This window comes from Agrobacterium sp. 5Ca39 (genome assembly GCF_055382365.1).
The window spans coordinates 154,165-174,527 of the sequence record NZ_AP026436.1 but is presented as its reverse complement, the minus strand read 5'-3'; the positions used below and the strand labels follow the sequence as shown (position 1 = coordinate 174,527).

The window sequence follows — 20,363 nt, the reverse complement described above, 5'->3', positions numbered from 1 at the left end:
TCATCCTATCGCCGCCAGTTTACGCCGTATTGGAGGAATCATCTCGTTTTTCTGGGCCTGGCGCTTGGCCTCCCATTGCAACGCGGTGCGGACGATGGTCGAAAGATCGTTGAAGCGCGGACGCCAACCAAATTCTGACTGGATGCGTCCCGAATCCGCCACCATGGTGGCGATGTCGCCGGCCCGGCGCGGACAGTGGATGATCGGAAAATCATGTCCGGATTCCCGCTGCACGGCATGCAGGACGTCAAGCACCGAATAACCGACGCCATAACCGCAGTTGAGCGTTCTTGTGCCGCCGCCGGCGCGCAAATGGGCCATGGCCAGCATGTGCGCTTCGATGAGGTCGCTGACATGGATATAGTCGCGAACGCCGGTGCCATCGGCTGTCGGATAATCCGTCCCGTAAACCTCCACGTGATCCCGGCGCCCGGTTGCAGCTTCGCATGCCACCTTTATGAGATTAGCGACGCCTGTTGGCGAAGGTCCGGCGCGACCCTGGGGGTCGGCTCCGGCCACATTGAAGTAACGCAACGCCACGTAGTTGAAGTCATGTGCGCGCACGACATCGCGCAGCATGATTTCAGAAGCGAGTTTCGACAGACCGTAGGGATTTTCGGGGCTGAGGACCGCCGTTTCCGGCACCGGGCCTTCGAAAGGCTGGTTTCCATACACAGCGGCTGTGGAGGAGAAGATGAAATTGCGGATATCATTCCGCACCGCGGCAGCGACAAGCGCGCGGGTGGTGCCGGTGTTGTTTTCGTAATATTCGAGCGGCCGGCTGATGGATTCGGGAACGCTGACGGAGCCGGCGAAATGGAAAATGGTCTCGATCTGATTTTCTTCGAAAATCTGGTCGAGCAACGCGGGATCCGCCGCATCGCCGAGATAAAAACGCGCCGCTGGCGCGACGGCCCAGCGCGATCCGGTCGAAAGCCGATCGACAACGACGACTTCTTCCCCGGCATCGAGCAAAGCCCACACCATGTGGCTTCCTATATAACCGGCCCCACCCGTGACCAGAACAGCCATGACACTACTTCCCTGTTTGCTTTTCTTGAGCTCATCAAAGCCAATAATTCTTCATCATTGATTACTTGCACAGCGAATACCCAGCCAATCTTCCGCCTCTGTGAAAAGGTGGCTTACGATTGGTTAGTGCGATGCAAGGCATTTTATTTATTGTATGAAAATGTTCTCATAGACGGAACGAGGGCGCATTAGCACAAAAAAACCCGCACGTCGATGGCTACGCCGTGGGGTTGTAATTTTCGCGCTTCGGCGTGATGCCCAAAGGCGAGCCGGACAGAGGCGTGCCGATGCTATGTAGGCGCCGCGAAAGGGCAGAGATGCCGGCGAGCGAGGCTTACCGACTAAGGATGTAAGAGGCCAGCCTGTCGGCCGCGTCTTCTATCTGCCTGGGGTTGCGCAGGAAGCAGGCGCGGAGGAACAATTCTCCCCCTGGGCCGAAGGCAGTTCCGGGCGCAAGGCCGACGCCGGTCTTATCGACGATATCAATCGCGGTTGCGCGGCTGTCCGTCACTCCATCGATCTTGAGGAAGGCATAAAGAGCGCCATCCGGTTTCAGAGTTTCGACACGGTTCGTTGCAATCAAGGCGTCACAGAGAATATCGCGTGAGGTCAAAGCGCGCTCGTAATTCTCGCGAATGAAACCATCGCCCTTGTCGAGGGCCGCGACCGCGCCGCGCTGCATGAATTGCGCCACGCCTGACGTGGAATATTGGATAAGGTTTTCGATCACCTGGCCGATGACTGGCGGAGCGACAAGCCAGCCGACCCGCCAGCCGGTCATCGACCAGTTCTTCGAGAAGGAATTGGCGAAGACGATCTTGTCGTCCGGCTCCATCACATCGAGGAAGGACGGCGCACGGCTGCCGGAATAATGATAAAGCGCATAAATCTCGTCGGCGACGATCCAAAGATCATGTTTGCGGGCAAGCGCCAGAACATCACGGAGATTGTCTGCCGTCGCTGTCCATCCAGTCGGGTTGGAAGGCGTATTGATGAAAAGCGCCTTCGTCTTGCGGGTAATCGCGCTTTCCAGCCTGTCGATATCGATATCCCAGCGGCCATCACGAAAATCGATGCCGACCGGAACCGCCTTCGCCCCTGCCACACCGATGGCGGCAACGATATTCGGCCATGTGGGTGAAAGATACACCATCTCGTCGCCCGGTGACGTCAATGCCTGAACAGCAAGCACAATCGCCTGCATACCTGAACCGGTCGCATAAAAATGCTCCGGCGGCAGCGATGCCGCGAAATGGCGTTCGTAATAACGGCTCAGCGCCTGGCGCAGTTCTGGAATACCGCGCTGCCAGGTATAGAAGGTCTCGCCATTGTTCAGACCATCGATGGCGGCCTGATTGATGAAGTCGGGGCTTGGCAGATCGCCTTCGCCGACCCACAGCGGCAGGAGGTTGTCCCGCCCCCGGGCATAATTCACGACTTCGACAATACCGCTCTCGGGAGCCGCCAGAGAGCGCGCACTCAGACTGTTCAAAATGGACATTAAAGACACTCCGTTTGGTGCCTTCTTATCGCATCGCACCCGCCATGTGCATGATAATCCGTGAGGCGGCCATGGATTTTCTTTATGGATCATCCCGGCAGGAGATCGCCGGCCGCATGGGCCGGCGGTTAAACCAGATATATCTGGCTCAGCGCGTCTTCAGCAGATCGCGAATTTCGGTAAGCAGCCTCACGTCCTCCGGCGGCGGGGCAGCTGCCGGCTTTTCCTCGACCTTCTTGCGTTCGACGGAATCGCGAAGCTTATTGACGCCCTTCACCATCAAGAAAATGATCCAGGCGAGGATGAGGAAGTTGATGAGAACGGTCAGAAAGTTACCGTAAGCGAAAACGGCGCCCTGCTCGCGGGCTGCGGCGAGCGAGGTGGCATTGACGTTAGAGCTCAGTGGCAGGAAGTAGTTCGAGAAGTCGAACCCGCCGAAGATTGCGCCGACGATAGGCATGATAAGATCGTTGACGACGGAGTCGACGATCTTGCTGAAAGCGGCACCGATAATAACACCCACGGCAAGGTCCATGACATTGCCGCGGGCAATGAAGGTTTTAAATTCGTTAAGCATTCAGATTGTCCCTCTCGTGCTTTGCGAGCTGAAGCTATGTGACTGTCCCTACACCTTCAACCATACAGATTCCCTTACACTTTTGGAATTCGTCAAGATTGCATTTATCGGGTTTTTTGCGCGCTGATCTTGAACTTTATGATCAGACCACGCTCATTCTCAATGGCGCGGATTTCGCCTATGCTTGATATCAGGAAACTCTTGCATGGGAGGATGCGTGCTTCCTGGGTGGATCATATTCGGTTCGGCTTTCGCCTATATCCTTCTGCTGTTTGCTGTTGCGAGCTACGGGGACAGGAAGAGCCGTAAGAGAAACGCGCCGAAAAAGGGGCGTCCGTTCGTCTATGCGCTCAGCCTTGCGATCTATTGCACCTCCTGGACCTATTTCGGTGGTGTTGGGCTTGCAGCCGACAAGGGACTGGAATTTCTTGGCATCTATACCGGGCCTATCCTTGCCTTCACCCTTGGCATGCCAATCATCCGACGCATCGTTGAGCTTGCCAAAACGGAAAAACTGACCTCGGTTGCAGACTTCATTGCCGCCCGTTATGGCAAGAATTCCACCGTGGCGATGATTGTCGCCATCATCGCGCTCGTCGGCGCCATTCCCTATATCGCGCTGCAGCTGAAAGCGGTTTCCAGCTCGGTGGCGACGATGGTCGACCCCGGTGATTACGGCATCGGCAGCGGCAACCTCTATTTCCTCGATCTGCCGCTTGTTGTCACCATTGTCATGGCGGGCTTCGCCGTCATGTTCGGCACCCGCCACACGGATGCAACCGAACATCAGGACGGGCTCATACTGGCGATCTCGATGGAATCGCTGGTCAAGCTCGTCGCCATGTGCACCGTCGGCTTCTATGTGCTCTTCGTGCTCTTCGATGGTCCCGCGCATCTATGGCAGCTCGCCTCCGCCAATGAACAGGCGATGCAGGCCATCTCCTATCACACGCCCGTCAGCCGCTGGATCGTCATGACCCTGCTTTCCGGCTTCGCCATCATCCTGCTGCCGCGTCAGTTCCATGTCACAGTCGTGGAAAACCGGACGCCGGAAGAGTTGCGCATGGCGGGGTTCCTGCTACCGCTCTATCTCATCGCCATCAACATCTTCGTACTGCCGATCGCTCTTGCCGGCATTCTGACGCTCGGCGCCAATGGCGACGCCGATCTCTACGTGCTGCAACTGCCGCTCAACCATCAGATGCCGGTCGTGTCCCTGATCACCTTCATCGGCGGTTTTTCGGCCGCGACCGCGATGGTGATCGTCGCGTCGGTCGCGCTGTCGATCATGATTTCCAATGACATTGTCATGCCGATCTTCCTGCGACAGAAGCTGTTGAATCGCTCACCGCACCGGGACAACTTCGCCAAGACCCTGCTCAACATCCGCAGAACGGCGATCTTTGCCGTTATGCTGCTGGGTTATGGTTATTACCGCGCCGCCGACAGCGCCACGGGTCTCGCCTCCATCGGCCTGCTGGCCTTCGCTGCGATTGCCCAGATGGCCCCTGCCCTTTTCGGCGGCCTCTTCTGGCGGCGGGCCAATGCGCGCGGCGCAATCGCGGGGTTGAGTTCCGGCTTCTTCGTCTGGGCCTATCTGCTTTTCCTGCCGAGCTTCGGCGGGCCTGACAATTCCGAGGTTGCGGCGAATATTCTCGGTTTCCTGTTTTCCGGCAGCACCGTGTTCAACGGGCCTGAAGCCGATCCATTCGTGAATGCAGTCATTCTCAGTCTTCTCGTCAACAGCATGGCGTTTGTGCTCGGCTCGCTTTCGCGCAATCCAAGACCGGTAGAACGCATTCAGTCCGGCATCTTCGTCAAGCGTCATTCAAAATCGCAATTCGCCACCCGCGGCTGGAAAACCCGTGTCAGCGTCGGCGATCTGAAAAGCGCGATCGCCCGCTATCTCGGCGAGGAGCGCATGCTCCGTTCATTGGCCACCTATGAAAAAACGGCCGGCAGAAAGCTGAATGACGACCAGCCGGCGGACATGGCGCTGATCCACTTCTCCGAACAGTTACTCGGCAGCGCCATCGGCTCTTCCTCCGCCCGCCTGGTGCTCTCGATCATTCTGCAGAAGGCGGAAGACACCAGCGCAGACACGGCGTGGCTGCTCGACCAGGCAAGCGAAGCGCTGCAGTATAATCAGGACATGTTGCAGACGGCGCTGGCGCAGATGGACCAGGGTATCGCCGTTTTCGATAGCTCCCAGCAGCTGACGATCTGGAACCGGCGCTTTCGCACTCTTCTGGACCTGCCCGAGCAGTTCGGCCAGGTGGGCGTACCACTAACCGACATCGTCTCCATGCTGCAGGAACGAGGCGACATGCCGGCCGGTGATACGGAACAGTTGATCACCAGCTTTCTGACCATGGACCTGCCATTCCCTCTGGTGCTGGCGGGCGGCGAACGCATCATCGAGGTGCGCTCCAACACGATGCCGGACAAGGGCATTGTCGCAACCTTCACCGACATTACCCAGAGGGTGGCAAGCGATCAGGCGCTGAAACAGGCGAATGAAACGCTGGAACAGCGCGTGGTGGAGCGGACCGCCGAACTGACCCGCGTCAACCGCGCGCTGGCTGAGGCGAGAGCGGCAGCCGACGAGGCGAATATCGGCAAGACGCGGTTTTTCGCCGCCGCCGGCCACGATATTCTCCAGCCACTGAATGCCGCCCGTCTCTATTCATCCTCGCTGGTCGAACGCCTCGGAGAATCGGGAGAAAGCGAACTCGTGCAGAATATCGACTCGGCGCTGGAATCGGTCGAGACCATCCTTGGCGCGGTGCTCGATATTTCCCGTCTGGACACCGGCTCGATGAAGGCGCGCATGACATCCGTTCCGCTGAACGACTTGCTGAAGCGGATCGAGACCGATTTTGCGCCGATGGCGCAGGAGAAGAACCTCGACCTCGTGGTCATGCCGACTTCGCTGACGGTACGGTCTGATCCCAACCTCCTGCGGCGTCTGATACAGAACCTGGTTTCCAACGCCATCAAATACACGTTGAAGGGCAAAGTGGTTGTCGGCGCGCGCCGCCGGGGCGGCGAAGTGGTCATTCAGGTGACGGACTCCGGCATCGGCATACCCGCCTCCAAGTTCCGCACGGTCTTCAAGGAATTCGCCCGGCTGGACGAAGGCGCAAAAACGGCTTCGGGGCTCGGCCTTGGCCTTTCCATCGTCGACCGGTTGTCGCGCATGCTGCACCATCCGGTTCAATTGATTTCCACACCGGGCAAGGGCACGACCTTCCGTATTCACCTCATGCGTGAGGAAGATCGTGTCGCACCCGCGAAGTCGGGCGGCCCCATCGCCAATCCTGCTGCCAGCGATCGCCTCCACGGCGTGCGGGTGCTGTGCATCGATAACGAGCCGAAAATCCTTGAGGGCATGACGCTGTTGCTGACGGGATGGGGCTGCGACGTTTTACCAGCGGGATCCGTGGCGGTGCTGGAAGAACCATTTCTTTCTCTGACCGCAGCACCCGACGTCATCGTCGCTGATTATCATCTTGATGATGGCGATGGCATTAGCGCCATCCGCCTCATCAGGACATTTTATGGCAAAACGATCCCGGCTCTGCTGGTAACGGCGGATCGCAGCCCGGAAGTGCGCAGCGATGCCGAAAAATACGGAATTGCTGTCCAGCACAAACCGGTGAAACCGGCAGCGCTGCGCGCCTATATCAACCAGATATCCAGTACCGTGCGGGCAGCGGCCGAGTAAAAACTCCCGGACCTTGCGATCCGGGAGCGGTATTTATCTTCAAAAACCGGCGTATCAGGCCGCTTGATTGTACCGGTCTCGGCCTGTCGCCGAGCCCTGCTCCATCTGGAACCGCTGCACGAGTTCGAGAAGCGCCTTGACTTCACCGGACAGTATCATGCTGGCCGCGCTTGACTGTTCGGCAAGCGCCGCGTTCTGCTGGGTCATCTGGTCCATCTGGTTGACGGAACTGTTGACGTTGTGAAGTGCGGAAGACTGATCCTGCGTTGCCGTCGCAATGGTTTCGACATGCTGGCTGACGGTAACGATCTGCTGGCTGATGGCGGAAAGAACCGTGCCCGCCTCCTGCACCAGCTTCGACCCGGAACTGACCTCATGCGTCGACTGATTGATGAGCTGCTTGATCTCGCGGGCTGCGTCGGCGGAGCGCTGGGCAAGCTCGCGCACTTCCTGCGCCACGACGGCGAAGCCCTTGCCGGCCTCACCAGCACGTGCGGCCTCGATACCGGCATTGAGCGCCAGAAGGTTGGTCTGGAAAGCAATGTCGTCAATGACCTCGATGATCTGTTCGATCTTACGTGAGGCGTCTTCGATGCGGCCCATGGCGTCGACGGCATTGCTGACGACCGAACCGGAGCTGTCGGCGCTCTGCTTGGTAATGCGAACGGCCTCATTGGCCTCGCGCGCCCTTTCAGCCGATGACTTGACGGTGGCGGTGATTTCCTCGACAGCGGCAGCGGTCTCCTCCAGCGAGGCGGCCTGGTTTTCGGTACGCTTCGACAGATCGACCGAAGATTGCTCGATTTCGATACCGCTGTGCTGAATGATGAGCGTGCGCTCCCGGATCTGGCCCAGCGCATCCCGCAGGTTGAGCAGGGAACTGTTGAAGTCCGTGCGCAGCCGGTCGAGGCGACCTGAGAAGGGCGTATCAATCGTACGGCTGAGATCGCCACGCGATAGCCTGCCGAGACCGGACGCAATCTCGCCGACCGCGAATTCGATCTGACCGTCCAGCTCCCGTTTCTCGGCGTCATTGCGGTAACGTTCGGACTCGGCCGCAGCACGTTCCTCGGCGCTCTTGCCCTCAATCGCCAGTTTCTCAAGTGCATTTTCGCGGAAAATCACCAAAGCGCGGGCAATGTTGCCAAACTCATTGGTGTTGGTGGCATAGGGGATCGGTGTATCGAGATTGCCGTCCGAAAGGGACTTCACTGCATCGGTCAGCTTGCCCAGGGGCTGAAGCGTACGCTTGATGACGAAATAGGCGAGCAAACCGACGCCAAGCATGGCGAGCCCGCCACAGATCAGCATCATGTCGCGCAGGCTGTATATCTGCGCATCGTAGACATCCATGGGAACACCCACGAACAGAATGCCGACGGTTGCGCCGGTTTTGTTCGTAACGGGCATATAACCCGTCATGTAGCTGGTGCCGAACAGCGTCGCGGTGCCAAAATAGGATTCACCCTTGGAGACTTTTTCGAAAGCGGGATGATCGGTCGCAAGCTTGGTTCCTGCTGCTCTCTCGCCCTTTTCGTTCTTCAGATTGGTGGTCATGCGAATGAATTCGCCGCCTCTGGCTTCAAAAACGGTGGAGATGCCACCGTTTCCGGCTGCGGTGCGGTCGACGAGATCATTATCGCGCATCGTTCCGATGCTGGCGCGGCCCACGCTCTTGAGGTCGCCATCCACCAATTCGAGGGCAACACCGCCAACTTTCAGTTCGTAAAGGATCGCCATGCTGCGCATTGCGCTGTGCGTATCACGCAGCGCGGTGGTGATGATGTTGTCCTTCAAGCGAATGTAAGTCGAAAAACCAACCGCCGCCACGCTGAGCGCGATCAGACCGATCGTCAAAGCCACGACCTTGCCAGCAACGGACTTAAAGAGCCGGTTGTGCATGAAACAGTTCCCCAAAGCCAAACTTATAAAAGTTCTAATGGGCAACTGTTAAAAAAACGCGAAGTGCCGGCGAAGGGGGCGGGAGACCCGCCCGCCGTTAATGGATGTAGCCGAGCCGGATGGCTTTCGCGATCGCCTGGATACGGTTGACGGAATCAAGCTTGATCGTCGCCGAACCAAGATAGGCGTTGACGGTGTGGACCGACAGCCCGAGCTTGACCGCGATTTCTTCGCTGATACGGCCATCGCCCGCCAGTTGCAGGCAGGCGATTTCCCTCTCGCTCAACGCTTCCGAGGGCGCCGCCTTGCGCTCGTCCAGCGCCAGCATATCGACCATGATCTCGCAGCACTTGATGTGCTGTTCGATCACCACTTCATTGTCGAGAACGAGATTGGTGCCGCAGAAGACGATATAGCCGTTACCGATGGTGCCGAGGCGCACCGGTAGCGCCAGACCCGCATAGGGCAAAGTATCGTTCTCGATCCGGCGCAGAAGCGCAGGCACGTCGGGGAGATCGGCAAAACCGCCGGCATTCTTGTTGCGCCAGATGACCGGCAGAAGCGACGTCTCGATGTGATCGAGAAGAATATCGCCGACAGCGCGAATGAACTGCGTGCTCTGCTCCGCGGCATTCATGCCCCAGTTTTCCAGCTCGCAGGTCAGCTTCTTCTTGTTAGGGAAACCGGAAGCGGCCGCCTTCGTCACCACGAAATTGCGCGCGCCGACCAGCTTCTGCATGGCGACAAGCTTCGGAAACAGATCCGACCGGCTCGTCACGACAGGGCTGCGGTAAAACATGCCCGTTTGACCAGTACCCTCATTGTCTTTCGTCTGTACCATCCGTCCGACCATTATACGAGGTTGTTGCGCACGGCGTAGGCAATTGCCTCCGAGCGGGTTTTTGTCGCAGTTTTACGCATCACGCTTGTGATGTAATTATTGATCGTATTGCGTGAAATGCCAAGGATCATCGCAATTTCGTCACTCGTCTTGCCTTCCGCGATCCAGAAAAGGCACTCCAGCTCGCGCTCGGTGAGGTCGATATCGCGCACGGCTTTTGCCTCGCTGGCAATGCCGAAACTGACGCAATAGCCCGTCAGAAGCGCGATTTCACGCAGGCGCTCCGGCGACGGAACCGCTTCCTCGGGGAACAGCAGCAGGAGAGAAAGGCGAATGCGCCCCACGCAGAAAGAGAGCGCAGAATACTGCCGGTCTATGCCATAGGGAACCGAAACGTCCTCTGGAAGCAAGAGCAGCCGCGGCTGCAGAAGCGAAAGGCATTTTTCCATTTCGCTCGAACGGTTCTGGCTATTGGCAAGCTCAACGCCCAACCGGCGCACCAGATCGAAAGGCCAATCGGATGTGACGATGAATTTAAGCCCGGTTTCTTCGAGAAGGTCATCCCGCGCCAGCAGGTAGTGCGAGGCGCCAGCGTAAGTCACGAGCAAATCAAGCGCGCCTGCAACGTTACCGGCAGCAGCCGTGGCTGCGACGTTCTTGGCAAGCTGATCACGCGGCAGGGGCTTACCCATGCCCTCCATAGGCTTGGCAGACAGCCTGCGGATATCAACATCGACTTTCAATCGCCTACGCCCTCTTGCTCCCAGTGGGAGATTATACCTCGGGATGGAATCATTCCATTCGAGAAGCTTACCAAAATGGGACGGCAAGCCCCCGGAGACCGAATCATTTCATTTTATGGAACGGACTGGGATTTGCCATTACCTGACACCAGCCTTTCCACGTATTTCACCGTTCGTCTATTGCTAAAAAAACATACTGAAAAGCTGTTCAATCCATAAACGGCATTCTCAGCCAATTCCCAGCAAACTGTATCGTTGCTGAATTTTTTGTAAACACTGTCCTAAAACGAGATTGCCACGATGCGTCCGCCAAGGATAGCGAAAAGCCCAAAAACGGAAAAAAGGCCGGGTAAAACTCCGGCCTTTTCGATATTATGCTGCTTTTTCCACTGCCCACTTGCGCAGAATCTTGGCGGCTCTTTCCTCGCTGATTTCCACCATGCGGGAGAGCCTGCGTTCGGGCCCTTCGCGTACCCGGCGGTTGAAGGTGCCTTCGCCATCGCCGCCCGCCAGAAGATCGTCGGTGCTGTCGAAGCCGAAATCCGCCCCGAACCCTTCCATGAGGCCGCCCGCGCCCGCATCCATGCCCGGAGAGAAGTCCGGCAGTTCGAGACCGGCGGCTTCCTGGCTGAGCTGGCCTGCGGCCGCGCCGTTGCCGGTAACCGTGCGGACCAGCGGGCGTACACCGAGCCAGACGACAAGGAAGGCGACGGCGACAAAGGCGAGGGAATTGATAATGCCAGCGGAATTGCGGCTCAGCACTTCCATGACACCCGGTCCGCTGGCGGCCTCATTAAGCAATTGGGTTTCGAGGAAATCCATTGCAGTCAGGGTGACCATATCGCCACGGTCGGACGAAATGCCGGCGGCCGAGGTGACGATCTTCTGCATTTCGGCGAGGTAGGCGTCGATCTTGGCCTGATCGGCGGGTTCACCGACCATCTTTGCGATACGCCCCTTGTTGACGACCACCGCGACGGAAATTTTTTCGACCGTATAGCCGTTTTTCACCGTGGCGACCGTCTTGGAGTTGATCTCGTAGTTGGTCTGTTCTTCTTTCTTCGCCGATTCGTCCGACGATTGCGGCGTGCTGCCGCCGCCCTGAGGTGCGGCCTGCGGAACATTCTGCTCCACGGTCGCGGCCGTGTCGGGCTGCGTTTCCTGCGACTTCTGGTCTTCTTTCACGGTCCGCACCGACCGTTCGACACGCGATTCCGGATCGTAGACGGTTTCCTGAATCTGGCGGCTGTCGGTATTGAGCTGCGCCGTCACGCTCGAGCGGAAATTGTCCATGCCGAGGAAGGGCGCCAGCGCCTTGTCGATATTGGTCTCGATTTCCTGCTGAACGTTCTGCGCCAGCGTCAGCGAACGGTTCATGGCGGCATTGGTGACGTCGTCACCGGACGCCAGAAGCTGACCCGTGGAATCGAGCAGGGTCACATCGTCGACTTCAAGGCCGGGAACGGCCGAGGCAACGAGGTGACGAATGGAAGCGGAGGCCTTGCGGCCGGCGGAGGCGCTCGCACGGATCATGACAGATGCGGTGGGCTTCTGTTCGCCGCGGCGGAAATTGCCGACGTCGGGCATGACGATATGCACGCGTGCGGCTGCGATGCCATCGATCTGCTGGATGGAGCGGCCGATCTCACCCTCAAGAGCGCGAACGCGCGTCACTTCCTGCATGAAGGAGGTCAGGCCGAGAGAACCGACATTGTCGAAAAGTTCATAACCGGCATTGGCGCTGTCGGGCAGGCCACGTTCAGCCAGAAGCAGCCGCGCCTTGCTGGTAAGCCCGACCGGGACCTGAAGGCTGGAACCATCGGTCCCCACCTGAAAGTCCAGACCCGACTCGGCGAGCGCAATGCTGATCTTGTTGAGGTCGCTCTTTTCAAGCCCCACATAAAGGGTCTCGTAAGCGGGACGGTTCACATAAAGCGCTGCAGCGAGGATAATGGCCATGGACACAACGCCCACGCCGCCCAACATCAGCAGCCGCGTCTGCCCCAGCGCCGCGACATTCTTCAAGACCTGAGGGATTTGATTTAACAGATTCATTCTGTTCCGCACCGTCATTCATAGAGTCCGAGACCTTTTGGCCCCGTGATGACAATAGGGTGCGAAGCTTGCGCGAGCGTTGCCTTTCTCCGCATTCTGCGAAGAGGCAGGCGCCGGTGGAAACAGCGCTAGAAGAGGTCGAAGTCGCCGGAGGCCTTGTCGAGCGGCTGGGAATGGCCGTGGCGGAAGGCCGCGCCGAGCGCCTTCTGCATTTCAGCAAGCTTGACGAGGCTGAGCGCGGTGGAGACATCCACGATCCAGTCACCCGGGATGGAGCCGGTGATGGTGTCTATGAACTCGGCTAGGCCACGCGTCTTCTGGACCGCAAGGTCGATGCCCTGCAGCAGCTTGACGCCTTCGCTCGACAATTGGCCGCTGGTCACCTCAAGCAATTGCGGCTCGATGCGCTCGATGAGATAGGCGACATCGTGCAGTTCCGATACCACACGCATCAGAACATCCGGCAGGGCTTCTTCGAACGGAGTGGTGGCGGTGTGCTCTGCAAGCTGCATTGGAAACTCCGTACTAGAAAAATTCGATATCGTTGGCGACGGGTTTGGGCGCCGGCACCGGACGCGTTTCCATGGCCACCGTCTTCTGTGTTTCCGCGCCGCTGAGCGGATGCTGGCGGGCGCGGCCCGAGACCGGCCAGAATTCGATCTTGCGGCCATGTTCCCCGCCCGTGGAGGAGCTTATGACTGGAATGCCTTCATCCTTGAGAAACTTCATGGCGAATATGGCATTCTGCTCACCGACATTGGAGAAGCTGGCGATCGTCTTCGCGCCGCCGAAAATCTTGGCCTCCAGCCGGTCACGACGGGCGCCCTGCTTCAGCAGGCCGTTGATCAGAAGTTCCATGAGATGCACGCCATAACGCGTCGCATCTCCGCCGGTCACGCTACCGGTTCCCGGCAGCAGGAAGTGGTTCATTCCTCCAACGCCGGAAACGGGGTCTCTCAGACAGGCAGCCACGCACGAACCGAGTATCGTCGTCAGCACCACATCGGGATCGCTGACGACCTTATACTCGCCCTGAATGATATGTACGCGCTTGGCTGCAGCTTCAATCATTTCAGCGATCCGAAAACCGCTTCGATGGCAGCACGCATCTTGTCGATGGTGAAGGGCTTGGCCAGCACGTTGTTGGCGCCGAGCTGGGCAGCCTTCTGCACCAGCGCGCGGTCGCCCTGCGCGGTGAGAATGATGAAGGCGGCCTTCTTGGTGGTCGGATTGGCCCGCACGGCGTGCAGGAAACCGAGGCCATCCATCTTCGGCATGTTGAAATCGGAGATGACGAGATGATGGGGCTGCTGCTCCATGATCTTCATTCCCTGCTCGCCGTCACCTGCGGCGGTGATCTGCTTGAAGCCGAGCTGTGTCAGCGCATCGCTGAGGAGCAGCCGGCTGGTCACCTGATCGTCAACGATCAGAACTTTGATCTTTTCTGCGAGAGACATTAGTCAGCACCTTCTTTGCGGGCAGTGGTTAGTTTGAGGATTTCTTCGCCGATGGAGCCCAGCGGCAATTGCTGTTCAACCGCGCCTAACTCGTAGGCCACACGGGGCATGCCATAGACGACACAGGTTTTTTCGTTCTGGCCGACGGTACGCGCACCGGCATGGCGCATTTTCAGAAGTCCGGCGGCACCATCGCGCCCCATGCCGGTCAGGATGACGCCGACGGCGTTGCGTCCGGCAAGTTCGGCTACAGAGTCGAACAACACATCGACGGAGGGCCGATGGCCGTTGACGGGATCGCGCTCTACGAGCCGGCAGCAGGGTGCCGAACGATTGGCGATCTGCAGGTGACGCTCGCCGCCCGGCGCGAGATAGATCTTGCCGGTCTGCAGGCGGGCGCCATCCGTCGCCTCTTCCACCACAGGAGCGCAGATGCGGTTCAGCCGTTCTGCGAAGCTCTTCGTGAAGGTGGGCGGCATATGCTGGGTAATTACGGTCGGCGGGCAATTGGCCGGGAATTTCTGCAGCACCGCGATCAACGCTTCGACCCCCCCCGTGGACGAACCGATGGCCACGACCTTGCGCCCCGCCCGATATTCGCTGACCGGAACCGGCTGCGGCGCGGCTGCGGCTTCCGGCCGCGCCGCACGGTAAGCAGCGTGTTGGGAGCGCGCGGCAGCCTTCACCTTGTCAGCCAGATCGCCGAAGGGGCGCGCATCGCCTAGTGCCGGCTTGCCGACACAGTCGAAGGCGCCGATTTCAAGTGCCGCGAGCGAGGCGTCCGCCCCGCGATGTGTCAGCGACGAGACCATGATGACCGGCATGGGCCGCAGGCGCATGATCTTTTCGAGAAACTCCAGCCCGTTCATTTCCGGCATCTCGATGTCGAGTGTCACGACATCGGGATTGAGCTGCTTGATGGCGGCACGCGCTTCCATGGCGTTGCCGGCCTGCCCGACGACTTCGACCTCCGGATCGGCCTTGAGCACAGCCGAAATCAGGCCGCGCATGGTCGGACTATCATCAACGACGAGTACCCGTGCGAGTGCGCTCATGCCTTCCTCCCCGAAGCGTGACCGATGTAGCGATAGGTGGTGATACCCGTATTATCGAACAGGTTCTTGGCGTCACCGGAGACACGTTCGGAATGACCGATATAAAGATGACCACCTTCCGGCAGCAGGCCTGCAAAACGCGACCAGATGCGCATCTGCGTCGGCTCGTCGAAATAGATGACGACGTTGCGGCAGAAGATGACGTCGAAATTGCCCTTGAAGGGCCATTGCGTCATCAGGTTCAATTCATTGAAGGTGATGAGGCGCTTGACCTTGTCGTCGATCTGGAACTTGCGGCGGCCGCCAGCATCCACTTCCGTGAACCATTGCTTGCGCATGGCGGGAGACACGGTTTCGAGCGCATTATCGTCATAGACCCCGGCACGGGCCTGCGCCAATATTTTCGGGTCGATATCCGTCGCCAGGATTTTGAAGTCGTAATCGGCTGCATTCGGAAACATGGCGAGCACGGTGAGCGCTATGGAATAGGGCTCCTGTCCGTCGGAGCAAGCGGCGGACCAGATGCGAACACGCCCGCCGCTCTTAGCCCTTGCAATGAGGCCAGGAAGAACCTCGTCACGCAAATGTTCGAAATGATGGTTTTCGCGGAAGAAGCGGGTGAAATTCGTGGTCAGGTGCGACAGCATTTCGCGCCGCGCCTGCGCGCCATCTGGAGATGACACCAGAACACAATATTCACGAAAGCCCGAAAGGCCGAGATTGCGGATGTGTTTCGACAGGCGGGAGTAAACCAGCGACGCCTTGGTGTCGTTGAGATAGATGCCCGCATCGGCATAGATCATCGCCGCGATTTCCGAGAGGTCACGTCTCGTCAGCGGGTATTCACCGCTGGCAAGAACGTCATCCGGAGACTGGCGCTGGTCGTTGAAATTAAGTGCTGCCATGAATGATCCGCTTTCAACCCGCCGCCGCGAGCGACATTTCCTGCTTCAAGGGCTGTCCGCGCGAGGCGCTGACGATGGCATCGACATCCAGAATGAGAGCGACGCGCCCGTCGCCGAGAATCGTTGCGGCGGCAATGCCCGGAACATGGGTATAGTTGGCCTCCAACGACTTGATGACAACCTGGCGCTGACCCTGGATCGCATCAACCATCAGGGCACGCTGGCCGCCGCCTTCCGACTCCACCAGAAGAGCGACGCCTTCGACCGGATCGGCCTGCGTCGGGCGGAAATTCAGCACGCGACCGACATCCACCAGCGGGCAGAAGGAGTTGCGGATGGAGATCAGCCGCTGGTTCGCACCGAAGGAGTGAATGTTCTTCGCTTCCGGCTGCAGGGTTTCCACGATCGCGGTCAACGGCACCACCAGTGTCTGGCCGGCAACCGTCACCACCATGCCGTCGAGAACGGCAAGCGTCAGCGGCAGGCTCATGGTGAAGGTGGAGCCTTGGCCGGGGCGCGAGGAGATGTTGATGCGACCGCCGAGCGCCTGAATGGAGCGCTTGACCACGTCCATGCCCACACCGCGGCCGGAAATGTCGGAAATCTTGTCGGCGGTCGAGAAGCCGGGGGCGAAGATGAGATTGTCGATCTCTTCATCCGTCAGATTCGCATCGGCAGCGATGAGATCGTTGTCGATCGCCTTCTGGCGCACGCGCTCGCGATTGATGCCGGCACCGTCGTCCTGAAGCTCGATCAGGATGCGGCCGGAGCGGTGTTTGGCCGAAAGCTTGATAGTGCCTTCCGGGTTCTTTCCAGCGGCTTCGCGCTTTTCGGGCGTTTCGATGCCATGATCAACGGCATTGCGGATCATATGCGTCAGCGGTTCGGCCAGCTTGTCGATGACCGTCTTGTCGACTTCGGTGTTCTCACCTTCGGTGACAAGGCGGATCTGCTTGCCGATCATGTCGGCGACTTCGCGAACGATACGCGACATGCGCTGGAACACCGGTTTTACCGGCTGCGCACGGATCGCCATGACGCTGTCCTGGATTTCGCGCGTCAGCTGCTGCAGCTCGTCGAGACCCATATTGACGGCTGACGTACCGCTCGCATCGTTTTCGATGACGCTCTGCGACAGCATCGCCTGATTGATTACGAGCTCGCCGACGAGATTGATCAGGCGATCGACACGGTCGAGATCGACGCGAATGGTCTGGCCGGCACTTGCATTGGCAGCGGCATTGGCGTTTGCCTGCGCTGCGGCAGGTGCTGCCGCAGCTTCACGCTTTTCGATGGCGGCATTGACGCTCTGGGCGATCTGCGTCGTTGCGACGGCCGTTGCGACAGCTGCTGCAACATAAGACGCTTCCGCCGTGGCGACTTCAACAACGGGCTGCTCTTCCGCGCCGCTATCAAGCGCCGAAAGGTCGAACGGCACGGGGATCATCGGGAGTTCTTCCTCGTCGGCAGCGGCCTCCGAAAGAACTGGCGTGATTTCGAGATCGCAATCCCATTCGGCAAATTCGAAGACGCTGCGGATACCTTCTTCACCCTTGTCGGTCGTGATCGAAACCGTCCAGGAGAGATAGGATGCTTCAGGATCGAGTTTGTCGAGCGAAGGCAGCTCGGACATGTCGCAATTGATACTCATCTCCCCAATGCGGGAAAGATCGCGCAGCAGAAGTGCCGCCTCGTTGCCCTTTGAATAAAGCGATGCATGCGGCTTAAAGGTGATCTGGAAGGATGGCGCTTCCATCAGCGGCGTGGTTTCGTCGGCAAAGTCCGTGAAGGAGAAGGGGATCGGCTCGAAGCCGCTCTCATCCGTCGGTTTGGCCTTCACGGGTTCCGGTGCCTTTATTGCGACGGGAGCGGGCGCGGATGCAGGAGCGGCTTCGCCGTTTGCCAGCGCCTCCAGTTCCTTCACGAGGCCACGGGTGCGGCTTTCATCGACGCTGCCACCGTCTCTTGCGGCATTGGTGAGGTCTGCCAGCACGTCGGCAGAGCGCAGCATGACTTTGAGAACATCCTGCGTCGGTTCCAGCTTGTTGGAACGCACGCAGTCGAGGGTCGTTTCAAAGACGTGCGCAAAGGCCACGAGATCATCGAGACCGAAGGCACCTGCCCCGCCCTTGATAGAATGAACGGCACGGAAAACGGCGTTGACGGTTTCCGGATCACGGTCGCCATCATTCAATTTAAGAAGCCCCGATTCCAGTTCGGCGAGCTGCTCCTCGCATTCCTGGAAAAAGATTTCCTTGATTTCGTTCATATCCATCGTGAAATGTCCCGTATCAGGCGGTTACGCGCTCAATGGCATCGATGAGTTTGGCAGGGTCGAACGGCTTGACGATCCAGCCCGTCGCACCGGCCTGGCGGGCGCGGTTCTTCTTCTCTGCATCGCTTTCGGTCGTCAGAACGAGGATAGGGATCGCACGGTACTTTTCGTTGCGACGAACACCCTCTATGAAACCGAAACCGTCGAGACGGGGCATGTTGATGTCAGTCACGATGACGTCGGGGTTGCTCTGCTCGAGCACTTCGAGGCCCTCGACGCCGTCTTCGGCCTGAATGGTTTCGAAACCGGCATTGTTGAGCGTGACCAGGAGCATGTTCCTGATCGTCCGGGAATCATCCACGGTAAGAACTTTTTTCTTCACTTTTGCATCTCCTTCAGGAGCAAATGATCGATATCGACGCCTATCAGTTTCATGGTCTTGTCGAATGCATCGGACACGCTGGCAAAGCCGAAGCGTTTGCCGTCCTCTTCCCAGGATTTGGCGCCGGCCATGAGGACCTGCGCACAAAGGGCGCCGATACGTTCCACCTCTGACGCATCCACCGACAGCGGTGCTCCCCGCAACGTCATCAGCTTGCCGTGCAGGGCCGATGCTTCGTTGAGGTCCAGCACCGGTGACAGTTTCAGCGTCGCCTCAGCTGCTTTTCTGGCTGCCATTACATGACTCCCTGACGTCTGAATTGTTGGTAATCCTGGCGGTAATCCGTGCGGCTATCCTCACGGGCCATAAATGATGATTGCTGCCGATCCGCACCGGTGGCGGCAGCGAAATGTTCCTGGCGGGCAATACGAAATTCGCGCACGGTGCGGCCGAGTTCCAGAATGACGGTTTGAAGCGTGTCGGCCTCGGAGGCGCTCGCGCTGATATCGACGGCATTGCGGTCCGCCTGCCGTTGCTGCCCGCCAATATCGGCGGCAACAGATTGCAGTTCACCGGCCTGCTCGGCCGTAAGCCGCGAGACTTCAGCGATCATGTCGTTGATGCCCGAGACCTGCCGGACGACGCCGCCGATTGCGTCCTGTGTGCGGTTGACCATGCGGACGCCGCCCGCGACCTGGGTCTTCGTGGTTCCGACAAGGCTCTTGATCTCCCTTGCGGCATCTGCAGACCGCTGGGCGAGCGCCCGGACTTCCTGCGCGACGACAGCGAACCCACGACCGCTTTCACCCGCACGCGCCGCCTCGATGCCGGCATTGAGCGCGAGAAGGTTGGTCTGAAAAGCGATCTCGTCAATCGTGCCGATGATCCTGCCGATCTGTTCGGCGGATTGTTCGATGTCCGACATGGCGTCGATCGCCTCGCCGATCGCACGGCCGCTTTCGACCGCCGCGTCGCGGGCGCTCGAAACCGCCTTTTCCGTCGCCGCAATGCGAGCGCCGTTTTCGGCAACGTTCCCAATCAGTGCCTGAATCGCATGCGAGGTTTCGGCAAGGGCTTCGGCCTGCCGGCGTGAACGCTCGGCAATGGAACGGCCGATATCGGCAAAACGTCCGCTCAAGGCCTCGGCCTCGCCGACGCTGTTATGGGCCGCCGTCAACGACGCGCCTATGGTTTCAAGGGCCGTGTTGAATGTTGTCGCGACATCCCGATAGGCGTCTGGAACGTCACCGTCTATCCGTGCGTGCAAATCGCCTGCCGCAAAAGCTTTCAACGCGACGCCGAAGAGGTTTGCCGCTTCAGCCCGGTCATTGTCGCGTTGTTCCTGAAGTTCGCGGCCATGACGCAGGCGTAGTTCATTAAAGCGCAGCGAGACCGCTATCTCGGTATCGACCATCACGAGGCGAACGACATTCTTTACCGCTTCGGCGAGCTCACGGCTCTTCTTGCGGCTACCCGGCAGGATGGATCGGGGCGCGTGTTCCGCCACCAGTCCACCAACGAGGTGCTCCAGAACGACGGCGTGGCTGGCGATCTGCCAGCGCGGATCGAGACCCATGCGGCTGGCATTGTCGGAAAGCACCTTCACCCGCTCGGCATAGAGCGCATCGAAACGTGCATCCGTCAAAACGCTCCAGTGCGACGATTGCAGATCGTGCAGGCGTTCGAGCTGGTTTTCGCTGTCGAAGGACGGGGAACAGTCCGGCATGGACTGGAAACGGGTCATCACATCGCGCAGGCCGGCCTTGACGTAAGGCTCCAGCATGCCGCGATAGCTGCGCAGGAAGTCGGATTGCGTCTCATCGAGGCCGGCAAAACGCAGCCGCCCCGCCAGGCTTCCGCCTGCCGATCTGCGCGCTTGATCTGATGGCAAGTCCTGCCCCAACCGACGTC

The 20,363-nt window shown here is 59.1% G+C and carries 17 protein-coding genes; 1 reads left to right on the top strand and 16 read right to left on the bottom strand.

The features are described from left to right. From galE to mscL, 3 genes are all read right to left on the bottom strand, one after another. Complete coding sequence (gene galE, locus ACZ47E_RS00815) at positions 1–1,032, bottom strand: UDP-glucose 4-epimerase GalE (protein ID WP_006697664.1); 1,032 nt, start codon at positions 1,030–1,032, stop codon at positions 1–3. 334 nt (positions 1,033–1,366) lie between these two features. Continuing rightward, positions 1,367–2,533 (bottom strand): pyridoxal phosphate-dependent aminotransferase, encoded by a 1,167-nt coding sequence (locus ACZ47E_RS00810; RefSeq protein WP_278067213.1) that lies wholly within the window; start codon positions 2,531–2,533, stop codon positions 1,367–1,369. Positions 2,534–2,681: 148 nt separating this feature from the next. Next, positions 2,682–3,110: a large conductance mechanosensitive channel protein MscL gene (gene mscL, locus ACZ47E_RS00805; protein WP_004439896.1), complete on the bottom strand. Its 429-nt coding sequence runs from the start codon at positions 3,108–3,110 to the stop codon at positions 2,682–2,684. Positions 3,111–3,327: 217 nt separating this feature from the next. Here mscL and ACZ47E_RS00800 point away from each other — a divergent pair, with 217 nt between their 5' ends. Next, positions 3,328–6,837 (top strand): PAS domain-containing hybrid sensor histidine kinase/response regulator, encoded by a 3,510-nt coding sequence (locus tag ACZ47E_RS00800; RefSeq protein WP_278067491.1) that lies wholly within the window; start codon positions 3,328–3,330, stop codon positions 6,835–6,837. A gap of 54 nt (positions 6,838–6,891) precedes the next feature. Here ACZ47E_RS00800 and ACZ47E_RS00795 read toward each other — a convergent pair whose 3' ends face one another. The 13 genes from ACZ47E_RS00795 to ACZ47E_RS00735 form a co-directional block, all read right to left on the bottom strand. Further along, positions 6,892–8,739: a methyl-accepting chemotaxis protein gene (locus tag ACZ47E_RS00795; RefSeq protein ID WP_278067212.1), complete on the bottom strand. Its 1,848-nt coding sequence runs from the start codon at positions 8,737–8,739 to the stop codon at positions 6,892–6,894. A gap of 97 nt (positions 8,740–8,836) precedes the next feature. Beyond that, on the bottom strand, positions 8,837–9,538 hold the full coding sequence (visR, locus tag ACZ47E_RS00790; RefSeq protein WP_034496317.1) for a transcriptional regulator VisR: 702 nt from the start codon (positions 9,536–9,538) through the stop codon (positions 8,837–8,839). A gap of 53 nt (positions 9,539–9,591) precedes the next feature. Next, entirely contained in the window at positions 9,592–10,323 is a 732-nt protein-coding gene (gene visN, locus ACZ47E_RS00785) for a transcriptional regulator VisN (protein ID WP_004439885.1), read from the bottom strand. A gap of 372 nt (positions 10,324–10,695) precedes the next feature. Next, positions 10,696–12,378: a flagellar basal-body MS-ring/collar protein FliF gene (fliF, locus tag ACZ47E_RS00780; protein WP_278067211.1), complete on the bottom strand. Its 1,683-nt coding sequence runs from the start codon at positions 12,376–12,378 to the stop codon at positions 10,696–10,698. Positions 12,379–12,506: 128 nt separating this feature from the next. Next, positions 12,507–12,890: a chemotaxis protein CheT gene (gene cheT / locus ACZ47E_RS00775; protein WP_004439880.1), complete on the bottom strand. Its 384-nt coding sequence runs from the start codon at positions 12,888–12,890 to the stop codon at positions 12,507–12,509. A 13-nt stretch (positions 12,891–12,903) separates the two neighbouring features. Next, positions 12,904–13,449: a chemoreceptor glutamine deamidase CheD gene (cheD, locus tag ACZ47E_RS00770; protein WP_004439878.1), complete on the bottom strand. Its 546-nt coding sequence runs from the start codon at positions 13,447–13,449 to the stop codon at positions 12,904–12,906. Then, a complete protein-coding gene (cheY2, locus tag ACZ47E_RS00765) occupies positions 13,446–13,835 on the bottom strand; it encodes a chemotaxis response regulator CheY2 (protein ID WP_003503467.1) in 390 nt (129 codons plus the stop codon). Before cheY2 ends, cheD begins: the two co-directional genes overlap by 4 nt. Continuing rightward, positions 13,835–14,890: a protein-glutamate O-methylesterase CheB gene (gene cheB, locus ACZ47E_RS00760; protein WP_035206777.1), complete on the bottom strand. Its 1,056-nt coding sequence runs from the start codon at positions 14,888–14,890 to the stop codon at positions 13,835–13,837. The genes cheY2 and cheB overlap by 1 nt, the downstream gene beginning before the upstream one ends. After that, the gene (gene cheR, locus ACZ47E_RS00755) at positions 14,887–15,795 is read right to left on the bottom strand and encodes a protein-glutamate O-methyltransferase CheR (protein ID WP_004439874.1); all 909 of its coding nucleotides are present in this window, start codon (positions 15,793–15,795) and stop codon (positions 14,887–14,889) included. The genes cheB and cheR overlap by 4 nt, the downstream gene beginning before the upstream one ends. Before the next feature lie 13 nt (positions 15,796–15,808). Continuing rightward, the gene (locus ACZ47E_RS00750; RefSeq protein WP_278067210.1) at positions 15,809–18,070 is read right to left on the bottom strand and encodes a chemotaxis protein CheA; all 2,262 of its coding nucleotides are present in this window, start codon (positions 18,068–18,070) and stop codon (positions 15,809–15,811) included. Between the two features lie 16 nt (positions 18,071–18,086). Further along, complete coding sequence (gene cheY1, locus ACZ47E_RS00745) at positions 18,087–18,452, bottom strand: chemotaxis response regulator CheY1 (RefSeq protein ID WP_004439870.1); 366 nt, start codon at positions 18,450–18,452, stop codon at positions 18,087–18,089. Beyond that, positions 18,449–18,748 (bottom strand): STAS domain-containing protein, encoded by a 300-nt coding sequence (locus tag ACZ47E_RS00740; protein WP_004439868.1) that lies wholly within the window; start codon positions 18,746–18,748, stop codon positions 18,449–18,451. The genes cheY1 and ACZ47E_RS00740 overlap by 4 nt, the downstream gene beginning before the upstream one ends. Beyond that, positions 18,748–20,343: a globin-coupled sensor protein gene (locus tag ACZ47E_RS00735; protein ID WP_278067209.1), complete on the bottom strand. Its 1,596-nt coding sequence runs from the start codon at positions 20,341–20,343 to the stop codon at positions 18,748–18,750. The genes ACZ47E_RS00740 and ACZ47E_RS00735 overlap by 1 nt, the downstream gene beginning before the upstream one ends. Positions 20,344–20,363 lie beyond the last annotated feature (20 nt).